We start from the raw sequence: 19,333 nt of genomic DNA on the forward strand, positions 1-19,333 counted from the left end.
TGGATAAATGATCGCATACCGTCTTAAGGCAATTGCAGCGCTATGCCGCCGGGGTGTTGTTTGACGAGGTTGTAGGGCAGAACGCTCCAGCTAACATTCCCGCAAACGGCAGCGACGTGAGGAAAGGACGGCCCCAATTTGATCCCATTTTTGGCGAAGGACCAGGAAGGGAATTGCCAACGATCAGCCCCATCGTATCCGCAGTCATTCTCACCCTCAGGGGTAACTGTCATTTCATTGGGGTAGAGCTTAACCAGTTGAGCCACTAGCCACGGCGCCAGCTCTTTTTCGCGATACTCGGAATAAGCGTCGAATGACGACGAGGAAGGCTCGTCGTAGTCATACATATCCTCGAAATGCAGTGGCTTGCCCTGCCCTACCCACAGAACATCGTCCAGCGTAAGAGGTGTGCCAGTTTTGGTATCGAGGTTCAGCGAATCATTGACCTGATCCGGGTAAGCTCCGCCGCAGAAGTACTCTTTTGAAATACCGACACTCATCACAGAAGGCGCCATCCACAATGGCTGGCTCGTCTGGTCGTAGTAGGCGTTCGTGCCATTACCCAAACAACCGTAATAGCCCAGCACTTCTTGCCACAATCGCCCCATCAACTGCTCATTGATGCGCTGTCGTTGTTCGGTGCTGTAGCCGGATACCACTTCAAACAGCTGCACTTTTGTCTGTGGTTCGCTCCACCATTGCAAGGCGTAACCCATGAAGGTTTCGGTCTTGCCTGGTTTGAGTTTCATACCTTGCAGACGCAGGTATTCATACGGAGCTCGATCATGAAGCCTGACGAGATAGGGCAAGGTATCGGCGGTAACCGGTGGGAGCTTTGCTTGCTCCAACTCGATCTTCAAAACCTTTCCCTGAGGGCTAATCCATTCTCCCGACCAACCATCAGATTTGGGCAACAGGCGTATCGTCGGACGCGGCGTATCCTCACCGTAAGGTTCTTCACCCTCATTGAGAACCAACTCCTCGCCTTCCTTTGTGCCGCTGAGCACCAGATCCTGACGGTACTTCTGGTAGAAGTAGCGGCCGTCACCCGTGTTGCGGTTCACCTCCAGTACAATCGGCGTTTTACCCAAAGTACCGGTGTAAACGAATTTGCCGTTCTCTGCCCACAGCGCGGTCGAAAACGTTGAACACACCAAGACGACAACGCCAAATACACGACCCAATCCATTGAACATCAAAGCATCCTTAAATATTTGAAAGAGCACACAACCTCAAGGCAATTGCAGCGCTACACCACCAGGATGTTGCTTAACGAGGCTATAAGGCAAAACACTCCATTCCACATGCCCACACGGCGCTTCCGCATGAGAGAAGTAAGGCTCTAACCTGATTCCCTTTTCCGTGAAATACCAAGTAGGAAGCTGCCACCGGATGACTTCGCCGTAAGCGCAGTTCTCATCGCTGCCAGGTATCTGATCGGGATGAAGCTTATGCAACTGCTCAACTAGCCAAGGTCCAAGTTCATTGGTGCGGTACTCGGAATAGGCCGCTTGTGCCTCCTGGGTCTGGTCGTCATTCAGCTCTTCGTAATGCAGTGGTTTGCCCTGCCCGACCCAGAGCACGTCTTCCAATGTCAGGGGTTTACCGGTTTTGGCATCCAGGTTGATGGGAGACTCGCTGTAATCCGGGTGCTGGCCGCCACAGCGACCCTCGGTTTCGACGTTCACACTGATAACCGATGGGGTGATCATCAGCGGTTTGACTGTTTGGATAAGGGACGTATTGCTGCCGCCAGCGAGACACCCGTAGTACCCCACCACTTCCCGCCACAAACGTTCCATCAACCGCTGATTAATGCGATCGCGCGCTTCAGGGGTGTAGCCGGAAACGACTTCAAATATCGCCAACTTTGTTTGCGGCTCACTCCACCATTGCAACGAGTAGCTACTAAAGGTCTCTGTCTTACCTTGTTTGAGCTTCAGACCTTGAAGGCGCAGGTATTCATAAGGTTCCTGATCATGGAGCCGCGCTAGATAGGGCAAAGTATTGGCCGGTAGCGGTGGGAGTTTGGCTGGCGCCAACTCGATCTTCAGCACTTTCCCTTCAGGGCTGATCCATTCACCGGACCAGCCAGCAGGCGTGGGCTGCAAGCGAATTGTCGGGTGCGGCTGGTCATCACCGTCAGGCTCTTCACCCTCATTAAGAACAAGGGCTGCGCCTTCCTTTTTACCGTTAAGCACCAGATCCTTGCGGTACTTCTGGTAGAAGTAACGACCGGTCCCCGTGTCGGGGTACATCTCCAGCACAATCGGCGTTTTGCCCAAGGTCCCGGTGAACACCTGAGCGCTGTTTTGAGCCCACAGCGAGGACGAAAACGTTGAACACAGGAGTACGACAACGCCAGTCAGACGAAACAATCCTTTGAACATCAAATCATCCTTGAACGAGGCGAGCGTGTGCTCGCTGGTAATGGACGCGGATTATGGCGAATAGCTGTTGAACAATCGACACGATGATTCTCGATCAGTTGCGTTCCAGCTCCAGGGCCTGGCGCCTCACTTCTTTAAGTCGATCACACGCAGCCTGAACACCTTGCTCATCCTGGCCGGAGTAAGCACGTAACCAATGAGCGATCATTTCTTCATCTGGCGCACGATAGTCTTTATGGACTTTATTAAGTCGCAGGAATTTATTCATCTGCGCATCGAAACGGCCAGCGACGTATTCGTCCGACGGTAGCTCGCCCCACTCGGCGGCGTAATCCTGGAAGATCCAAGAGATTTCGTCGATGTGCTTTTGCGCACTGCGATGTCTGCGCTTATAGAAAACGTGTTCGCTGCAGGCCAGCTCGTAACGCTGTTGCATGAGTTCACCGTCGATCCATGGAAAGAGATCGTTCTGGGTTGCGTGACGCATCAGACCGTAGATCCAGCGCTCGGAGAAGCGCTGGATAAATCCGGCAACGTCAGCCTTTTTCGCGCCCGCGATAATCATGCAATAGCGAGTTTCTATGTGCATGACGATCAGCACATGTTTACGTTGAACCGTGATGGCGTGGACCAACCATTGTTCTACCAAATCACCCAGCTCATCTTCTTCGGGAGTAGATGATGGTGGGTTGAAATCCACTGGCGTAACTGCCTTGCCTTTTTGGACGCGGCTGAAAAACTGGCTGGCCGCTTCGGTGCAGTTGAAGATCAACATTAATGGCTCTCAATACTTAGGTGTACTTATTTAACCCATATACCAAGCATCACTAGAAGCAGCAAACCGATATAGACCCACGCATGAATACGATCCGGTATCCGCCCGATCCACGGCGTAGCCAGCCTCATACCGATGATCGACCCCACCGCCAATATCGCAAACGACAACACATCCACATACCCAATAAACCAAGCCCCCAAATCAAACTTGGCGAACCCGGCCATCGCCATGTAAGTCAGCGTCCCGGCCAGGGCTACGGGCAAGCTCAATGGATTGGCCATGGACGTTGCTTGCGACATGCTCAAGCCGCATCGTCTGAGCAACGGCACAGTCATGACGCTGCCACCCACACCGAGAAACGTTGCGATGGCGCCGATTCCTACACCAAAGACGTCCGCCCTCCCCAACCGCCGTGGGATTTGGTTATCAGGCTGTGTGAGAAAACCGCGTCTGAACAAGCAGTCCAGAATCGTAATGCCCAGGTAGGCGATAAACGCATACCGAATCAGTTCACCATCGGCACACGTCGCGGCGACGGCGCCGATGATCGCCCCCCCTCCGATGAACCCACCTAACGGCCAGAGGTAATCGCGAATGAGATTACCCGCCCGGTGATGCTTTCGGGTGGCGATCACGGCGTTGACGATCATCACGCAGGTCGACGTCGCCACGGCAATGTGCATCGCCGATTGGCCAATGGGATCATCGGCGCCGTGGCTGACCATGAGCATTCGATAGAGCAACGGCACCACGACGAAGCCGCCGCCGAACCCGAACAGCACGGCCGTGACGCCGGTCATGCAGCCGAAGAGTGTCAATAAGAGATAGAACATCGCGCATCGTCCGTCGTTGGAGAGTTGTCGACGATAGGGCGATGCGGCTTGGCCTGCTTCAGCAAGTCAGCCAATAATGTTCGTGCTTACGCCAATCACGAGTGCCGCTTAATGCGCAATATTTCGATCAATCTGCTGGACGACACGCCACGCCCGGTGGTCGCTATCGGTACGGATTATTCCCACGGCCATGTGTTGCCCCGTCATACACATCGACGGGCACAACTCCTATACGGCGCGACGGGGGTGATGCAGGTCAGCACCCACGACGGCAATTGGGTGGTGCCGCCGCAGCGGGCAGTCTGGATTCCGGCGGGGGTGGCCCATGAGGTGTTGATGCTCGGGGTGAGTACACGGAGTTTGTACATCGAGCCGACGGTAGTGGATCTGGGGAGTCGCTGCCAGGTGATCAGTGTCTCGCCGTTGATGCGGCATTTGCTGATGGAGGCTGTGGAGGCTCCGCTTACCTACGACGAGGCCGGGCGCGATGGTGCGCTGATCAGTTTGTTGCTGCACGAGTTGGCCCGCAGTGCTCATCTGCCGTTGCACATTCCGCTGCCGGTCGAAGGACGATTGCTCGGGTTGTGTCAGACGTTTCTGCAGCAACCCAACATCCATCAGGCGCCGCAGCACTGGGCCGATCAGTTGCACATTAGCCTGCGCACCTTTAATCGCCTGTTCCGCCAACAGACCGGCCTGAGTTTCAGCCAATGGCGACAACAAGCTTGCGTGGTGTTGGCCCTTGCGCGGCTGGCGGTGGGAACGCCGGTGACGCGGATTGCCCTGGATTTCGGTTATGACAGCCCGGCAGCGTTCTCGACGATGTTTCGCCGGGTGCTGGGGCAGGCACCGTCCGTCTGGATGACTGCGGCGAAATAGCAGAAATCAAAAAATGCGTTTGATCCGGGATCAAAACAACTGTACAAAAACACAGTACATTTTAAATCAGCACTCTCGAGCCCGGAGAACACCATGGCCTCTCTTGCGATGAAAATCACCCTGGAACGTATCGCCCTCTTCCAATTCACCCCGGCCCACAGCGCCCAGGCCCGAGCGATGCTGGGTTGGAGCGTAGAAGAGTTGTCTCGGGAATCCGGGGTTTCCGTGGACGCCATCGAGCGTTTCGAGGCCGAGCGCGATGTGCTGGACGTCACGCGGCTGGCGCTGGCGTATCGGTTTGAATCGGAGGGGCTGGTGTTCTTCCCCGGGTTCGCACCGGGTCGAGGGATGAATGTGAAAGGGTCGACGCCGAACCCGGTGGCGCGGGCGGATTATGCGATGGTTGAGTAACCCGGAGCGTTAAAGGGCATGTACCGGACCAGTGACACCGTATATTCAATGTCCGGATACAAGACTTATTGCTGTTTAAACGTCGGGTGCTGCAACTCTAACGACGCTTGCTCATAGCTGTAAGCCATTGCCAGCAGTTTAGGTTCACTCCAGCGCGTGCCGTAAAAGAACAGCGACGTTGGCAGGTCATCGCCATTGATGCCCGAAGGGAGCGTGATGGCCGGGTAGCCTGCCACCGCCACACTGAATTGGGCAAACCCGTCGGCTTCGGCAACCATGGCGTCCAGATTGTGCGCGGTGAGTTGCTCATCGATAGCCTGCTGGAAGCCTGCATTGAGTACGGCGAACAATTCGGCTGCCCGCTCCCGGCTCATGTCCAGTTCATTGATGTCCTTGAGCAACTGTTGGCCGTAACCTTCGGAGCCTGGATTGAGTTCATTGAAATCAATCAGCTCTTGAAGAGTTTGAATGGACAATCCGCTGCGATTGGCCAGGTACTCGGGCAACTCATGCTTCATGCCCGCCATGAGCACACTGAAGTAATCACCGATATCCGGCAGTTCGACGGTGAGCGGCACCAAGGTGGCGCCCTGTTCTTCCAATGTCGCCATTGCCGTAAGGAATTCGATGCCTGGACGAAGCGCTGGACCACCTGGGCCGACGTACTCGGTGGCATATCCAATCCGTTTACCCTGCAAGGCATCCGTAGAGAGCATTGCCGTGTAATCAACACCCACTGGCGCATCGCTGGTTGCGGAATCCGCAGCATCGATACCCTGCAGGGCGTTGAACATCAGCGCAGCGTCACGAACGGTGCGTGTCATGGCGCCAGCGGTGTCTTGCAGGCGTGTGATCGGAATGATCCCGGAGCGACTGAACAACCCAAGCGTCGGCTTGACACCGACCACGCCATTGGCAGACGCGGGGCAAGTGATCGAGCCATTGGTTTCGGTGCCAATGGCCAGTGGAGCGAACCCGGCGGCTACGCCTGCGGCCGACCCGGAACTGGAGCCACAGATTTCGGCGCCCAGTACGTGAGGATTTTTCCCTTGGCCGCCTCGACCACTCCAGCCATGAGGCAAACCCGTTTCCCGAACGTAGGCCCATTCGCTCATGTTGGTTTTGCCAAGAATCACTGCGCCGGCATCACGAAGCTGTTTGACGATGAATGCGTCATTGGCTGCCGGCTGGCCGACCATAGCCAGTGAACCCGCGCTCGTTTGCATGCGGTCTGCGGTATCGACGTTGTCTTTAAGCAGAACCGGAATCCCGTGCAGCGGACCGCGAACGTTGCCTTCCTCACGTTCCTTGTCCAGCGCCGTCGCAATCTCGATGGCCTCAGGATTAAGCTCCATGATCGCGCTGATCGCCGGCCCTTGCTTGTCCAGTGTCTCGATGCGCGTTTGCAAGTGCTTCACCAGCGCGACGGAGGTCAGTTCGTTGCGTTCCATCTGTGCCGAGAGTTCGCTGACGCTCGCGTATTCGAGCGCATTGCCCGTGGCGGAGGCTGCAATAGCGTTGTTCCCATAAGCGGAAGCCGCGACCGCAAGCAGGAAAGCTTGCGCAAGGCCAGTCATGCTGCCCTTGTAAATACTGTTCATCTATACGTCCTTATACGACCAATCACGAGCGAGTCATTTCGCTCGTGACCAGCCTACCGAGACGTCGTAAGAATTGACTGTCAGTAACAAGGCTTCAGGAACGTAGGAAAACTCATCCAGGTTTGTAGCCGCTACAAGCAGTAAGTCCTTTTTCCTTCGTCGTATTTTCCATTTCCAACCACCAAGTGCGACCACGCTGCGGGTACATCACGTTGAACGCCTCACCCATCTGCGGCGTACTGATCGAGACATTCCGCTCCCAGGCCAAGGCGAGGATGCGATCGAAGGGTTCGTACCAGGCGTGCATGGACAGGTCGAAGGTGCCGTTGTGGATCGGGAGCAGCCAGCGGCCCTTGAGGTCGATGTGGGCTTGCAGGGTTTGTTCGGGTTGCATGTGCACGTGTGGCCATTCGACGTTGTAGGCGCCGGTTTCCATCAGGGTCAGGTCGAACGGGCCGTATTGTTCGCCGATGCGTTTGAAGCCGTCGAAGTAGCCGGTGTCGCCGCTGAAGAAGATGCGGGTGTTGCCTTCGATCATCACCCACGAGGCCCACAGCGTGCTGTTGCTATCGAACAGGCCGCGGCCGGAAAAATGCTGCGACGGTGTGGCGATGAACTGGATGCCATCGACTTCGGTGCCCTGCCACCAGTCCAGTTGACGGACTTTGTTGGCATCGATGCCCCACTTGATCAAGGTGTCGCCGACGCCCAACGGGGTGAGGAAGTATTTGGTCTTTTCCGCCAGTTTGAGCACGGCCTGATGATCGAGGTGATCGTAGTGATCGTGGGACAGGATCACCGCTTCAATCGACGGCAATTCTTCCAGGCTGATCGGCGGCTGGTGGAAACGCTTGGGTCCGGCCCATTGCACGGGCGAGGCGCGCTCGGCGAAGACCGGGTCGGTGATCCAGAACTTGTCCCGCAGTTTGAGCAGGACGGTGGAATGACCAAGGCGGTAGACGCTGTGGTTGGGTGCGGCGATCAGCGCAGCCTGGGTCAGGGTTTGTACCGGGATCGCTGCGCTCGGCCGAGTGCTGCGCGGTTTGTGGAAGATCATGTTCCACATGATGCGCAGCATTTTGCGAAAACCTTCGCGCTGGACCGGCTGGTGGTTTCGGAAATGCCCTTCTACCTGACGGGAAGCTTCAGGTCGGATGGCGATTTCCACTGAGGAATTTGAATTGGCCATGAAGGAATGACTCCAGAAAAACCGCGCAATTCGCAGTTTTCTACGGTGGGACGATAAATGGCCAAAGCACGCACGCATCAGCCGGAGATTCTATTCTTCACTGGGCAGGATTAACTGAACATTACACTGCACAGTGTAGTTTCTAGGTTGCATCAAACGCGATCACAAGTAAACTGCCGAGTGTAACTCTCCACTTTTTCCTGCCGAAGCGTACTTATGACAGCTCCACAGCGCCTCACCGACCGAAAACGCGAAGCCATCATCCAGGCGGCGATTACCGAATTCCGTGCCAACGGTTTCGAGATCACCAGCATGGACAAGATCGCCGCCACTGCTGAGGTGTCGAAGCGCACGGTGTACAACCACTTCCCGAGCAAGGAAGAGTTGTTCGCTGAAATCCTTAATCAATTGTGGGCGCGGGTGACGGGCGAACAGGAAGCGTCCTACCGCCCTGACCTGCCACTGCGCGATCAGCTGCGTCAGATCCTGCTCGCGAAAGTGCAGATGATGGGCGACAACAACTTTCTCGATCTGGCGCGGGTGGCGATTGCCGCCACCATCCATTCCCCCGAACGCGCGCAGAACATGATCACCCGCATGGGTGAACGTGAAGAAGGCCTGACCCTGTGGATACGCGCGGCCCAGGCCGACGGCCGACTGAAACCGGTCGCCCCGGATTTTGCCGCGCAGCAGGTCCAGGGGCTGCTCAAGTCCTTCGCATTCTGGCCGCAGATTTCCATGGGCCAGACCGGTCTTTCCCCGGATGTACAAAGCACGGTCGTCGAGTCGGCACTGGACATGTTTTTGGCCTGCTATCAGCTCTAGATCGAGTCTCTGCCACGCCCTCGCCCCTCGTAATATGGCTCCCAAGGACACTGATTATTCCTGTTGGAATAAATGACAATGTCTGCCGCATTACCGATGAACGGTAGCTCTGAATAAAACACGGCAAAGTGTTTCAGAATGAAACTGGCGCAGGGAATTATGGAAAACCAACGCGGCAAGGGCCTTTCGTTTGCCCGACGCATCTACATGCCCAGAACCGTCGGACTGGGCATTGGCTGTATCTGTGTGACCGCTGCGCTGTATCCGCTGAACATGCCGGGCTGGGTCTGGATCCTGATGCTGCTCAATGGATTCGTCTGGCCGCATTTCGCCTATCAGGTGGCTTCCCGCTCGCCCTATCCCTATCAGGCTGAACGTCGCAATATCATCGGCGATTCGCTGTGCGGCGGTTTCTGGGCTGCGGCCGTTCAGTTCAACCCGATCGTGACCGTCACCATTCTTTCCATGATGACGATGAACAATGTCGCGGCGGGTGGCCCGAGGTTGTTTCTGCAGGGCGCCCTGGCGCAAATAGTCGGCGTCGGCATTGCCTGGCTGGTATTCGGCCCGGCGTTTACGCCGACGGCCACGCCGATCCAGGTCTGGGCCTGCATACCGTCGCTGACCATTTACCCGTTGGCGGTGGGGATGGTGTGTTATCGACTGGCGTTCAAACTCTCCGAGCACAAACGCGCCCTGAGCGCCTTGAGCCGTACCGACAGTTTGACCGGCCTGCTCAACCACGGCGCGTGGAAGGACCTGTTGCACGTCAAGTTCCAGCAGTGCCGGCAAAACCACGTGGCGTCGGTGATTGCGTTGATCGACATCGACCACTTCAAGGCAATCAACGACACCTACGGGCATATCGTCGGCGATACGGTGCTGCGTCAAATGAGCTTTGAACTCCGGCGCAACCTGAGTGAACTTGATCTGGCCGGCCGTTATGGTGGCGACGAATTTTGCGTGATCCTGCCCAACCTGTCGTTGCATCAAGCCTGGGAAGTCATGGAACGCTTGCGCGAAGTGCTCAATGAGTATCGCCACCCGCATGTGCCCGAGCTGCGCATCAAGCTGAGCATTGGACTGGCCACCTACCAAACCGTGTTTACCGATGCGATTGCCTGGCTCAACGACGCCGATAAAGCCCTCTACACTGCAAAAAACACCGGGCGCAACAAGATCAGCGTGGCGTCGGGCTCTTCAAGCGGCGGCTCAACCAAGCGTATGTCCGCCTGAAAACTTGTACAAGCAGTCATAAAATCGACTTCTTGTACAAGTTTATGAAGTTTTGTATAAGTATCGAGCTGTCAGCCAGGGACCGCTGACATTGAGCAGACAACGCCGAAGATAGCCTTGGTCTTCGGCCTGCAGGCGCAGGAATAGGGATGACTCCTTGGTTGTTCCCCCCTTCTTGTTGAGCGCTGCCACCATGCTATTCAATCGCCACAAATCCGCCCTTGAAGCACTCCAGCACACTGTTGCCAGTCAAACCGGCCTTTTGGACGCGATTGATCGCTCCATGGCGGTGATCGAGTTCGATCTTGATGGCGTCGTGTTGCGCGCCAATGACAACTTTCTAAAGACCCTGGGCTATGAACGCGATCAAGTGCTGGGCAAACATCATCGCCAGTTCTGCACCGCGGAATTCGCTCGCAGCAGCCAGTACGCCCAACTGTGGTCGCGCCTGAAAAGCGGCCAGTTCGAGTCGGGCACTTTCGAGCGGATCAACAGCAAGGGGCAGTCGATCTGGCTGGAGGCCAGTTACAACCCGGTCAAGGATGCCTCGGGCCAGGTGGTGTCAGTGGTGAAGTACGCCATGGACGTGACGGCCCGGGTGCAACATGAAAGCGAATGCAACGCCAAGTTGCAGGCCGTCGACCGCGCCATGGCGGTGATCGAGTTCAATCTGGACGGCAGCATCATCACGGCCAATCAGAATTTCCTGAGCCGCATGGGTTACAGCCTGGCCGAGCTCAAGGGCAAACATCATCGAATCTTCTGCACCCCGGAACTGGCGAACAGCGGCGCGTATCAGGACTTCTGGCGCCGGCTCAATCAGGGCGAGTTGTTTAATGGCCAGTTCGAGCGCGTCGATAAACGCGGGCAAACGGTCTGGCTTGAAGCCAACTACAACCCGGTGTATGACGCCGGTGGTCGTTTGTGCAAAGTGGTGAAATTCGCCTCGGACGTCACCGCCAGGGTCGAACAACATGCCCAGGATGCCCGCAGCGCCACCGAGGCTTATCACATTTCGGTAGAGACACGAAAAGTCGCGGAACAAGGCACGCAGGTGATCCAGCAGGCGGCCAGCGAGATGCGTGAAATCGCGGCCAATATCGAAGAGTCTTCGACCTTGATCGCCCAACTCGGCGAGCGCTCCGAGCAGATCACCGCCATCGTCAATACGATTAGGGCGATTGCTGACCAGACCAACCTGCTGGCGCTCAACGCGGCCATCGAAGCGGCCCGGGCGGGTGAACAAGGGCGCGGTTTTGCGGTGGTGGCGGATGAGGTTCGGCAACTGGCGGCGCGGACCAGTGGTTCCACGGCGGAGATTTCGACCATGATTGGTTTGATCCAGAGTGAAACCCGGCAGGCGATCAAGAGCATGGGCGGTACGCGGGATCGGGCGGCTGAGGGGGTTGAGCTGGCGAATCAGGCAGGGACGGTGATTCTGCAGATTCGTGATGGGGCGAGTAATGCGGTGCAGGCGGTGAGCATGTTTGCTAATGAGCGGGCGCCGGGTTGAGGTTGAGAGGGGGATTGGTTTTTTTTCCAGGCAAATGACCGTGTCGCCTCATTCGCGAGCAAGCTTCGCTCCTACAGGGGATTTGTGTTGTTCACAGATCCTCTGTAGGAGCGAAGCTTGCTCGCGAAGGCGGACTCTCATTCAACATCGATTCAGCTAACGAACGCCCGCGCAGGACTATAGTGACGCCAAGTCCCAAATCCTCGCCGAGCGCACCATGAATTCAACCAAGTCCGACACCAAACCTGCCGCCGCCCCAGTCGATCACCTGCGCTTCCACCGCCCGCACGCTCACCTCGCGCCGACCTTCGGCAACGACAAGTTCGCGCTGCGCGCCGAGGCGTTTGCGCGGTTCTTCGGCACGCCGACGTTTCTCGGCGCGCAAACCCTGATCGTGGTGTTGTGGGTCTGCCTGAACCTGTTCGGCGTGGCGCACTTCGACCTCTACCCGTTCATCCTGCTCAACCTGGCGTTCAGCCTGCAATCGGCCTACGCCGCGCCGTTGATCCTGCTGGCCCAGACCCGCCAGGCCGCGCGGGACAAGGCCCAGTCCGACGCCGATGCGCAACACCGTGAAGCCTTGGCCGTCGCCAACAGTGAGCGCCAGGCTCAGGCCGCGCATAACACTGCGCAGTTGCTGGAACTGCTGGAACAGAACACTCGCCTCACCGAAATGACCAAGGCGCTGACCGAGCGCATTGAAAACCTGACTTCGGAAATGCATCAACAATTTGTGCGCAAGGACGAAACCAAGACGCCGAATTAAGGCAAGCGCAGCGCCTGGCCCAACTCATCGAACAGCGTCACTACCGAGCGCAAGGCGCGACAGTCTGGGCGGGTCAGCAACCAAAGGGCCGTGTCGCAACCTTGCAGCGGCCCGGTCAACGCCTGCAAACCATCGCCGATCAGAAAGTCGGGCAACGCCGCGACACCGAGTCCCGCCCGCACCAATTCCGTCACCGACAACATGCTGTTGCAGCGATAACCCGGCACCACACCGGGCCATTGTTGGCGACGCCATGCAATGGTCGGATGATCGGGCAGGAAGTCGTCCGGGGCGATCCAGGTCAGCGACGCCAGATCCGTGGCATCAACGTTTTTCAGATAAGCCGCACTGCCGCAGACTCGATACGCAACCTGCGCCAGGCACCGCCCGACCAAATGCTCGGGCGGTGTGCGGGTCAGGCGCAGGGCAATGTCGGCATCCCGACGGCTGAGGTTGGCGAAGTCGTTGGAAGTGCTGAGTTCGATGGTCAGCGCCGGATACGACGGCATGAACTGCGCCAGCGCCGGCAGCAGCAACCCTTGCAGGACCGAATCGGTGCAGGTCAGGCGCACCGTGCCGCTGATGACTTCACCGCCCTGCTCCACGCCGATACGCGCCGCGTCCAGCGCCTGTTCGGCGCGCTCAGCCTGTTCGGCCAGGGATTGCGCCAAGGTTGTCGGCAAGTAACCGGCACGGCTCTTTTCGAACAATTGCTGGCCCAGCGCGGCTTCCAGTCGGCGCACCGCCCGAAACACCGTCGACACATCGACTTTCAACAGCTGAGAAGCCCGGGCCAGAGAGCCGCCACGGACCAAGGCCAGGATCAGCGCAAGGTCCGGGTAGTCCAGCCGATAGTGCGTTGGTGCATTGATCAATTGGGTTAACGCCAATATTGAGTGCGTGAACGCCAATCTATAGTGAGCACCAGGAATCAACAAGCACAGGGAACATTCATGCAAACCACTGTTCTGCGCATCGCCCTGATCGGTGACTACGACCCACAAGTCACCGCTCACCAAGCCATCCCCATCGCCCTCGGCATGGCCGCCGAGCACTCGGGCCTGGACGTGCAATTCCAATGGCTGGCCACTGACCAGATCAACGCTGCTACCCGATTCAACACCTTCGACGGATTCTGGTGCGTGCCCGCCAGCCCGTATCGCAACACCGACGGCGCTTTACAGGCGATCCGTTTTGCCCGCGAGCAACAGCGACCTTTCCTCGGCACCTGCGGCGGTTTTCAACACGCGGTGCTGGAATATGCCCGCAACGTTCTGGGCTGGGCCGATGCCGAGCATGGCGAGACTTCTCCCGATGCGGCACGGGCATTGCTCACGCCGCTGACCTGTTCGCTAGTGGAAGCCGTCGACAGCATTCATCTGGTTGAAGGCTCGTTGCTCGCCAAGGCGTATGAAAAGTCCGAGATTCACGAAGGTTATCGCTGCCGCTACGGGGTGAATCCCGAATTCGAGCAGGCCCTGCTGAGCCAGCAACTCAACGCCGTCGGTCACGATTCGAATGGCGATTTGCGCGCAGTGGAACTCAAAGGTCATCCGTTCTTCGTCGCCACACTATTCCAACCGGAGCGTGCCGCGCTCAAGGGCGTGTTGCCGCCGCTGGTTCGCGCATTGGTCGAAGCCTGCGCGAGGCAAAAATCATGATGGCCAACACGCCGTCACCTCACTACTACGCGGTGATCTTCACCTCCCTGCGCACCGACGGTGATCAGGGTTACGCCGAGGCGGCCGGGCGCATGTTGGAACTGGCGCGCGAGCAACCGGGTTTCCTCGGTGTGGAGTCGGCCCGGGGCGAGAATGGGTTGGGGATTACCGTGTCGTATTGGGTCAGTGAAGCGGCGATTCTGGCGTGGAAGCATCATCCTGAGCACAGTGCGATTCGTGAGCGTGGGCGGGCGACGTGGTATGCGCAGTGCCATACGCGGGTGTGTCGGGTTGAGCGGGCGTATGAGTTCAAGCGGTAAATGATGTGGTGTTTTTGAGACCGCTTTCGCGAGCAGGCTCGCTCCCACAGGGGATTTGTGAATGCCACAGATCCAATGTGGGAGCGGGCTTGCTCGCGAAGAGGCCAGAACAGCCACCACAAATCTCAACCCTGAACCAAACTCCGAACCGCCGAAATCTCCGGCACTTCCCGCCGATTCATATACACCCGCAACGGCTCGGTCACATTGATCCGGTCATCAATATTCTGATCCAGCAATAACTGGATCAACTCACGCTTGAGCGTCATCGCCTTATCAGGCCCCGGTGACCAGACGAATTCACTGGTGGGAATAATGCCGTCATCGGCCACGTCCATGCCGAACGAATCTTCGCTGAAACGCACGATGTAGTGACCGGTCTTGCGATTGAGGCCGACGAAGCCTTTGAGTTGGTCGGCGGCCTGGCAGATGAGCTGGGAAGTGATGCGCATGATAAACCTCACAAAAGGTCGCAAAGGGACCGGTGATCGATGGTTTACACGCAAGGTTTCGAAGGGATCTCCCTCTGCCGGGGAAACTGCCGGAGCCAAGAGTACTGCAAAGAACCGCACAAAAGCGCTGAAAAAAATCGCTTTAAACACGTTTATGTCGGTCTCGCGATAGCGCTCGCAGCGTTCAGTTGTTAAAAGGTACGTCTTTGAAAACCTCTGCGAAAGGACCTCGACCATGCCTGTTACCTTCACCAAGAGCGCCTTGCTGCTGAGTCTGCTGCTCGGCCTCGGCCAGGCACAGGCCGCCGGCCAGCCCAGCCCCACCGCACTGGCGACCACGTTAGGCATCCCGCATCCAGCGGTCATTGCCCATCGAGGCGCGTCGTTTGATGCCCCGGAATCCACCGCCGCCTCCTACAAACTGGCCCGCGATCTGGGTGCCGACTACTTGGAAATGGACTTGCAGCGCAGCAAGGACGGCGTGCTGTTCGCCCTGCACGACAACAATCTGCAGCGCACCACCGACGTCGCCACCAAGTTCCCTGATCGTAAAGACGCCCCGGCCAACCAGTTCACGATTGGCGAGCTGAAAACCCTCGATGCCGGTAGCTGGTTCAACGCCGCTTACCCGGATCGCGCGCGTCCGTCCTACGTTGGCTTGAAGATTCTGACCCTCGACGAAATCATCGACATCGCCGAAAGCAATCCGCTGCACAAGCCTGGCCTGTACATCGAAACCAAAGAACCGAAGCAATTCCCCGGCATCGAACATGACCTGAAGGAGAAACTCCAGGATCGCGGCTGGCTGAGCCCGGCCGGTTCGAAACTGGCGAAGAGCGAACTGGCGGTCGGCCAGGGCAAAGGCAAAGTCGTGCTGCAAACGTTCGAGAAGAGCAGCCTCGAACTGCTGCAAAAAGAAATGCCGAAGGTGCCGAAGATCCTGTTGTTGTGGGTCGGCGAAGGCAGCATCGAGCCGAAATCCAAAGTGACCTTCGCCGAATCCGGCGACAAGGACAAAGCCACTTACTACGCCAAGCAAGAGCCGAAAGACAAAGCCGAATTCCAGCAATGGGTCGAGTACGCCAAGTCCCAGGGCGCAATCGGCACCGGTCCCTCGGCGGCGCTGACCAAGGGCGGCGATCAAAGCTACTCGGACCTGGTCAAGCCATGGATGAACCAGTACACCCACGATCAGGGCATGCTGGTGCACGTCTACACCATCGATGATGCCGTGGATTACCAGAAAATGATGGACGCCGGCGTCGACGGCATCTTCACCAACCGCGCCAGCGAACTGCTGAAGTTCTACAAACGTCCGGCGGCGGGGACTGTTGCGCAATTGCTGCAGAACAACGGTTACTGATCTGTAGCCGATAGCGGCACCGCGTCGACTTCTTCGCGAGCAGGCTCGCTCCCACATTGGATTGCAGTTGTTCACAGAATCTGTGTACACAAGCGATCCAGTGTGGGAGCGGGCTTGCTCGCGAATGCTTTTAGCGATCACCGCTGAATTTAAGGGTGAATTAAGTTGCGCTGGATAACCTGAGCCCACTTAAACAGATCACCCAAGGAAAGAAGCTTATGAAAACCCTGACTGCCCTGTTCACCGCCGCTGCCCTGACCCTCTCGGCTGGCATCGCCCAGGCCGATGTACGCGTCGACCAGATCCCTGAGCTGGTCAAAAGCGGCAAGATCAAGCCTCTGGAAGAATTGAACCAGGCTGCCCTGAAACTGCATCCGGGTGCGACCATCACCGACACCGATCTGGACAACCACTTCAACGGCTACGAATACGAAGTCGAACTGCGCGACGCTCAAGGCGTTGAATGGGACGTGGATTTCGATGCCGCCACCGGCAAAGTCCTGAGCAACAAGCAAGACACCTGATCCCCGCAATCCCCTGTAGGACACCGCAATCCCTGTAGGAGCAAAGCTTGCTCGCGAAGACGGCGGCACATCCGACATCGATGCAAGCTGACCCACCGCTTTCGCGAGCAAGCTTTGCTCCTACAGGTTTGATACATAATCACCGCAATCCCCTGTGGGAGCGGGCTTGCCCGCTCCCACAGGGTTTTGCGATGATTCAAAGAACGCACGATTTTCGGATCGTGCGTTTTTTTATGTCCTCAGATTTTCAAGCCGTCGTACTCACCACCGACCCGGCCGTGCTGCCCCCCTCATCCTGCAACGCCTGCAACAACGCCGCCGTGGCGGTCTGCAACGAGCCGGACGTGGTCGAGATCTGCGACTGAACCGCCGCGACAGAGGCAGCTTTCGCATCAGCGCTTTCCTGCTTGGCCTGGGCCGCTTGCAGTTGCTGCTGTTCCTCCTGCAATTGCTTTTGCAGCTCGGCGATCTGCTTGCGCAACTCTTTCACCGTGTCGGATTCAGAACTGCTGCTTGAACTGCTACCGCCGCCAGCGGGCGCAGCACCGCCAGATGCCTTGGTGGTATCGCTGGAATCTGTGGTGCTGGCAGTGGCGGAGGTGGTGTCTTCGGTGCCGTCGCTGATCGAGGTTTTGCTCGTCGGCGTCGACAGGGTTTGATTGATCGTGACAGAGGTGATGCTGACCATGGGACTCATCCTATGTGGGTTCAGGTTAAGTCCATCATCGACATCGGTTGGCCGCACTTGAGATCGACTGTGTACCGGCTCGGTAAGCGAACCGATACAAAGCCTTTTCCGTTATGCGCTGAGGCGCGCCGTCACTTCATTCAACTGCCCCGACAAGCCATGCAGGTTGTGGCTCGCCGCTTCGGTGCGCTGCACGTTGTCCAGGTTGGTGCTGGCAATCGTGGTGATCTCGGTCAGGTTGCGTGAGATGTCTTCGGCCACCGAGGTCTGTTCTTCGGCGGCGGTGGCAATCTGGCGGTTCATGTCACGAATGGCTTCCACGGCATGGGTAATACGCTCCAGCATGGCGCCGGCCTCGGTCACTTGCGCGACGCTTTCTTCGCTGCGCGACTGACCGCTTTCGATGGCTTGAGCCGCGTCCACCGCACCGGTTTGCACGGTCTGGATGATCTGGTTGATCTCGATGATCGATGCCGCCGTGCGCTGGGCCAGGCTGCGTACTTCGTCGGCCACCACGGCAAAACCGCGCCCCGCTTCACCGGCACGGGCCGCTTCGATCGCCGCATTGAGCGCCAGCAAATTGGTCTGCTCGGCGATGCCGCGAATCACTTCCAGCACCTTGCCGATGCGGCCGCTGTCGGTTTCCAGACGACGGATGACGGTGGCGGTATTGGTGATTTCGCCGCGCATCTGGGTGATGGTGTGAATGGTGCCCTGCATGACCTTCTCGCCTTGCTGGGCCGACTGATCAGCATCATCGGCGGCACGTGCCGCGTCGGCGGCATGACGCGCCACTTCTTGGGCGGTGGCGGACATTTCGTTCATTGCCGTGGCCACCTGATCGGTGCGGCTGAACTGCTCGTTGGTGCCACTGGCCATCAGGCCGGCGATAGCGTTCAACTCGCCGCTGGCGCTGTCCAGATCCTTGGCGCTGCGCTGCAAGCGGGTGAAAGTTTCGGCGAGAAAATCGCGCAAGGTGTTGGCGGCCATGGCCAGTTTGCCCAGCTCATCTTGACGGGTGCTGGCGACGCGCTCGGAAAATTTGCCCTGGCTCAGTTGTGCCACGTAGTCGATCAGTTTGCGGATCGGGTCCACCAGGTTGCGGTTGATCAGCCACAGGCTCAACAAGCCGATCAACAGACCGGAAGCGAGCATCACGATAATCCCCAACATCACCGTGCGCTCGGCACTGGCGCTGATTAGCGCGGACTGTTCGGAACCCTGCTTGCGCAGTTCGCCGACCAGTTCGCTCATCTGATCGCTGGTGGCGCGGTCCACGCCTTTGACCGCGGTGTCGCCCGCAGTTGGATCGGCATCGGCGGCGACGTAGGCATCGCGACCTTTCTGGTAAGCGCCGCCCAACTGACGGTGTTCGTCACGCAGGCGTTCGATGCGGGTCTTGAGCTGACCATCCAGGCCTTTTTGGCTGGCCAGTTCACCGAGGATGCCTTGCACGTCGCGCTGGCGGTCTTCGAATTGCTTCCAGTATTTATCCAGGTCTGCTGGCTGCTTGCCGCGCAGCAATACATTTTTCCATTCCTGAACCTGCACCTTGAATTGCAGGTTGGCTTCATCGATCAATTGCGAAGTGTGCAGCGGGCCGTCGATCAGGTTGGCGTAGTTTTGCACGCCACCGGACAGGAAATGAAAGCAGGCCAAAGCGATCAGCAGCATCGCCAACAGGCTGCCGCTCAACAACGCGAGAATTTGGGCTCTCAGGGATTTTTGCAGCATCGGATGATACTCACGACAGGAAATAGGCACGCCTGATTGGGCGTGAAAGACGTCCAAACTTCCCTGTCTGCGGTCCCGGTTCGTGGCCGGGGCCGAGCAACCTAACACCTGCGTCATCGGCGTGCCAGAGCGGTTCTTGAGTCGATCCCGACCATCGGTAACGCACACGT

General features: G+C 57.8%; 19 protein-coding genes and 3 pseudogenes. 11 read left to right on the forward strand and 11 right to left on the reverse strand.

The window, feature by feature from the left end; genetic code table 11:
• Positions 1-23 precede the first annotated feature (23 nt).
• The 4 genes from LOY68_RS24290 to LOY68_RS24305 form a co-directional block, all read right to left on the reverse strand.
• Positions 24-1,196, reverse strand: a complete 1,173-nt coding sequence (locus LOY68_RS24290) for a hypothetical protein (RefSeq protein WP_265040417.1) — start codon at positions 1,194-1,196, stop codon at positions 24-26.
• Between the two features lie 36 nt (positions 1,197-1,232).
• Positions 1,233-2,390 (reverse strand): hypothetical protein, encoded by a 1,158-nt coding sequence (locus tag LOY68_RS24295; RefSeq protein WP_265040419.1) that lies wholly within the window; start codon positions 2,388-2,390, stop codon positions 1,233-1,235.
• Positions 2,391-2,484: 94 nt separating this feature from the next.
• The gene (locus tag LOY68_RS24300; protein ID WP_163912714.1) at positions 2,485-3,165 is read right to left on the reverse strand and encodes a DUF6933 domain-containing protein; all 681 of its coding nucleotides are present in this window, start codon (positions 3,163-3,165) and stop codon (positions 2,485-2,487) included.
• A gap of 26 nt (positions 3,166-3,191) precedes the next feature.
• Positions 3,192-4,001, reverse strand: a complete 810-nt coding sequence (locus LOY68_RS24305) for a sulfite exporter TauE/SafE family protein (RefSeq protein ID WP_265040421.1) — start codon at positions 3,999-4,001, stop codon at positions 3,192-3,194.
• A gap of 111 nt (positions 4,002-4,112) precedes the next feature.
• On the opposite strand from LOY68_RS24305, the gene LOY68_RS24310 reads away from it, so the two are divergent.
• Together LOY68_RS24310 and LOY68_RS24315 are read left to right on the forward strand one after the other, a co-directional pair.
• The gene (locus LOY68_RS24310) at positions 4,113-4,880 is read left to right on the forward strand and encodes an AraC family transcriptional regulator (protein ID WP_265040423.1); all 768 of its coding nucleotides are present in this window, start codon (positions 4,113-4,115) and stop codon (positions 4,878-4,880) included.
• Between the two features lie 93 nt (positions 4,881-4,973).
• Positions 4,974-5,291 carry a helix-turn-helix domain-containing protein gene (locus tag LOY68_RS24315; RefSeq protein ID WP_054613790.1) on the forward strand — a complete coding sequence of 106 codons (318 nt, stop codon included), beginning with the start codon at positions 4,974-4,976 and terminating at the stop codon, positions 5,289-5,291.
• Positions 5,292-5,356: 65 nt separating this feature from the next.
• On the opposite strand, the gene LOY68_RS24320 is transcribed toward LOY68_RS24315, so the two are convergent.
• Together LOY68_RS24320 and LOY68_RS24325 are read right to left on the reverse strand one after the other, a co-directional pair.
• Positions 5,357-6,892: an amidase family protein gene (locus tag LOY68_RS24320; protein ID WP_265040424.1), complete on the reverse strand. Its 1,536-nt coding sequence runs from the start codon at positions 6,890-6,892 to the stop codon at positions 5,357-5,359.
• 112 nt (positions 6,893-7,004) lie between these two features.
• The gene (locus tag LOY68_RS24325) at positions 7,005-8,081 is read right to left on the reverse strand and encodes an MBL fold metallo-hydrolase (RefSeq protein ID WP_265040426.1); all 1,077 of its coding nucleotides are present in this window, start codon (positions 8,079-8,081) and stop codon (positions 7,005-7,007) included.
• Positions 8,082-8,297: 216 nt separating this feature from the next.
• On the opposite strand from LOY68_RS24325, the gene LOY68_RS24330 reads away from it, so the two are divergent.
• The 5 genes and pseudogenes from LOY68_RS24330 to LOY68_RS24345 all read left to right on the forward strand — a co-directional run bounded on the left by LOY68_RS24330 (position 8,298) and on the right by LOY68_RS24345 (position 12,421).
• Complete coding sequence (locus LOY68_RS24330) at positions 8,298-8,906, forward strand: TetR/AcrR family transcriptional regulator (RefSeq protein WP_265040428.1); 609 nt, start codon at positions 8,298-8,300, stop codon at positions 8,904-8,906.
• A 159-nt stretch (positions 8,907-9,065) separates the two neighbouring features.
• Positions 9,066-10,142 carry a diguanylate cyclase gene (locus LOY68_RS24335; protein WP_265045829.1) on the forward strand — a complete coding sequence of 359 codons (1,077 nt, stop codon included), beginning with the start codon at positions 9,066-9,068 and terminating at the stop codon, positions 10,140-10,142.
• Positions 10,143-10,425: 283 nt separating this feature from the next.
• Positions 10,426-11,103: pseudogene (locus LOY68_RS32370) on the forward strand (PAS domain-containing protein); the annotation flags it as partial.
• A gap of 114 nt (positions 11,104-11,217) precedes the next feature.
• Positions 11,218-11,655: pseudogene (locus LOY68_RS32375) on the forward strand (methyl-accepting chemotaxis protein); the annotation flags it as partial.
• Between the two features lie 217 nt (positions 11,656-11,872).
• Positions 11,873-12,421 carry a DUF1003 domain-containing protein gene (locus tag LOY68_RS24345; RefSeq protein ID WP_265040430.1) on the forward strand — a complete coding sequence of 183 codons (549 nt, stop codon included), beginning with the start codon at positions 11,873-11,875 and terminating at the stop codon, positions 12,419-12,421.
• On the opposite strand, the gene LOY68_RS24350 is transcribed toward LOY68_RS24345, so the two are convergent.
• The gene (locus LOY68_RS24350; protein ID WP_265040431.1) at positions 12,418-13,359 is read right to left on the reverse strand and encodes a LysR family transcriptional regulator; all 942 of its coding nucleotides are present in this window, start codon (positions 13,357-13,359) and stop codon (positions 12,418-12,420) included. The two genes, LOY68_RS24345 and LOY68_RS24350, sit on opposite strands and share 4 nt — an antisense overlap.
• A gap of 15 nt (positions 13,360-13,374) precedes the next feature.
• Here LOY68_RS24350 and LOY68_RS24355 point away from each other — a divergent pair, with 15 nt between their 5' ends.
• Both LOY68_RS24355 and LOY68_RS24360 read left to right on the forward strand, forming a co-directional pair.
• On the forward strand, positions 13,375-14,082 hold the full coding sequence (locus LOY68_RS24355) for a CTP synthase (RefSeq protein ID WP_265040433.1): 708 nt from the start codon (positions 13,375-13,377) through the stop codon (positions 14,080-14,082).
• Entirely contained in the window at positions 14,079-14,402 is a 324-nt protein-coding gene (locus LOY68_RS24360; RefSeq protein ID WP_265040435.1) for an antibiotic biosynthesis monooxygenase family protein, read from the forward strand. Before LOY68_RS24355 ends, LOY68_RS24360 begins: the two co-directional genes overlap by 4 nt.
• A gap of 125 nt (positions 14,403-14,527) precedes the next feature.
• Here the strand turns inward: LOY68_RS24360 and LOY68_RS24365 are convergent, their stop codons facing one another.
• A complete protein-coding gene (locus tag LOY68_RS24365) occupies positions 14,528-14,854 on the reverse strand; it encodes a DUF2025 family protein (RefSeq protein WP_265040437.1) in 327 nt (108 codons plus the stop codon).
• Positions 14,855-15,089: 235 nt separating this feature from the next.
• On the opposite strand from LOY68_RS24365, the gene LOY68_RS24370 reads away from it, so the two are divergent.
• Both LOY68_RS24370 and LOY68_RS24375 read left to right on the forward strand, forming a co-directional pair.
• The gene (locus LOY68_RS24370; protein WP_265040438.1) at positions 15,090-16,217 is read left to right on the forward strand and encodes a glycerophosphodiester phosphodiesterase; all 1,128 of its coding nucleotides are present in this window, start codon (positions 15,090-15,092) and stop codon (positions 16,215-16,217) included.
• Between the two features lie 218 nt (positions 16,218-16,435).
• Positions 16,436-16,741: a PepSY domain-containing protein gene (locus tag LOY68_RS24375; RefSeq protein WP_265040440.1), complete on the forward strand. Its 306-nt coding sequence runs from the start codon at positions 16,436-16,438 to the stop codon at positions 16,739-16,741.
• Between the two features lie 247 nt (positions 16,742-16,988).
• Here LOY68_RS24375 and LOY68_RS24380 read toward each other — a convergent pair whose 3' ends face one another.
• The 3 genes and pseudogenes from LOY68_RS24380 to LOY68_RS32385 form a co-directional block, all read right to left on the reverse strand.
• A complete protein-coding gene (locus LOY68_RS24380; RefSeq protein WP_265040441.1) occupies positions 16,989-17,429 on the reverse strand; it encodes a hypothetical protein in 441 nt (146 codons plus the stop codon).
• A gap of 111 nt (positions 17,430-17,540) precedes the next feature.
• Complete coding sequence (locus LOY68_RS32380; protein ID WP_413787207.1) at positions 17,541-18,419, reverse strand: methyl-accepting chemotaxis protein; 879 nt, start codon at positions 18,417-18,419, stop codon at positions 17,541-17,543.
• A gap of 54 nt (positions 18,420-18,473) precedes the next feature.
• A pseudogene (locus tag LOY68_RS32385) lies at positions 18,474-19,280 on the reverse strand (hypothetical protein); the annotation flags it as partial.
• Between the last annotated feature and the right edge of the window lie 53 nt (positions 19,281-19,333).

This window comes from Pseudomonas sp. B21-053 (genome assembly GCF_026016365.1).
Taxonomy (GTDB): domain Bacteria; phylum Pseudomonadota; class Gammaproteobacteria; order Pseudomonadales; family Pseudomonadaceae; genus Aquipseudomonas; species Aquipseudomonas nunensis.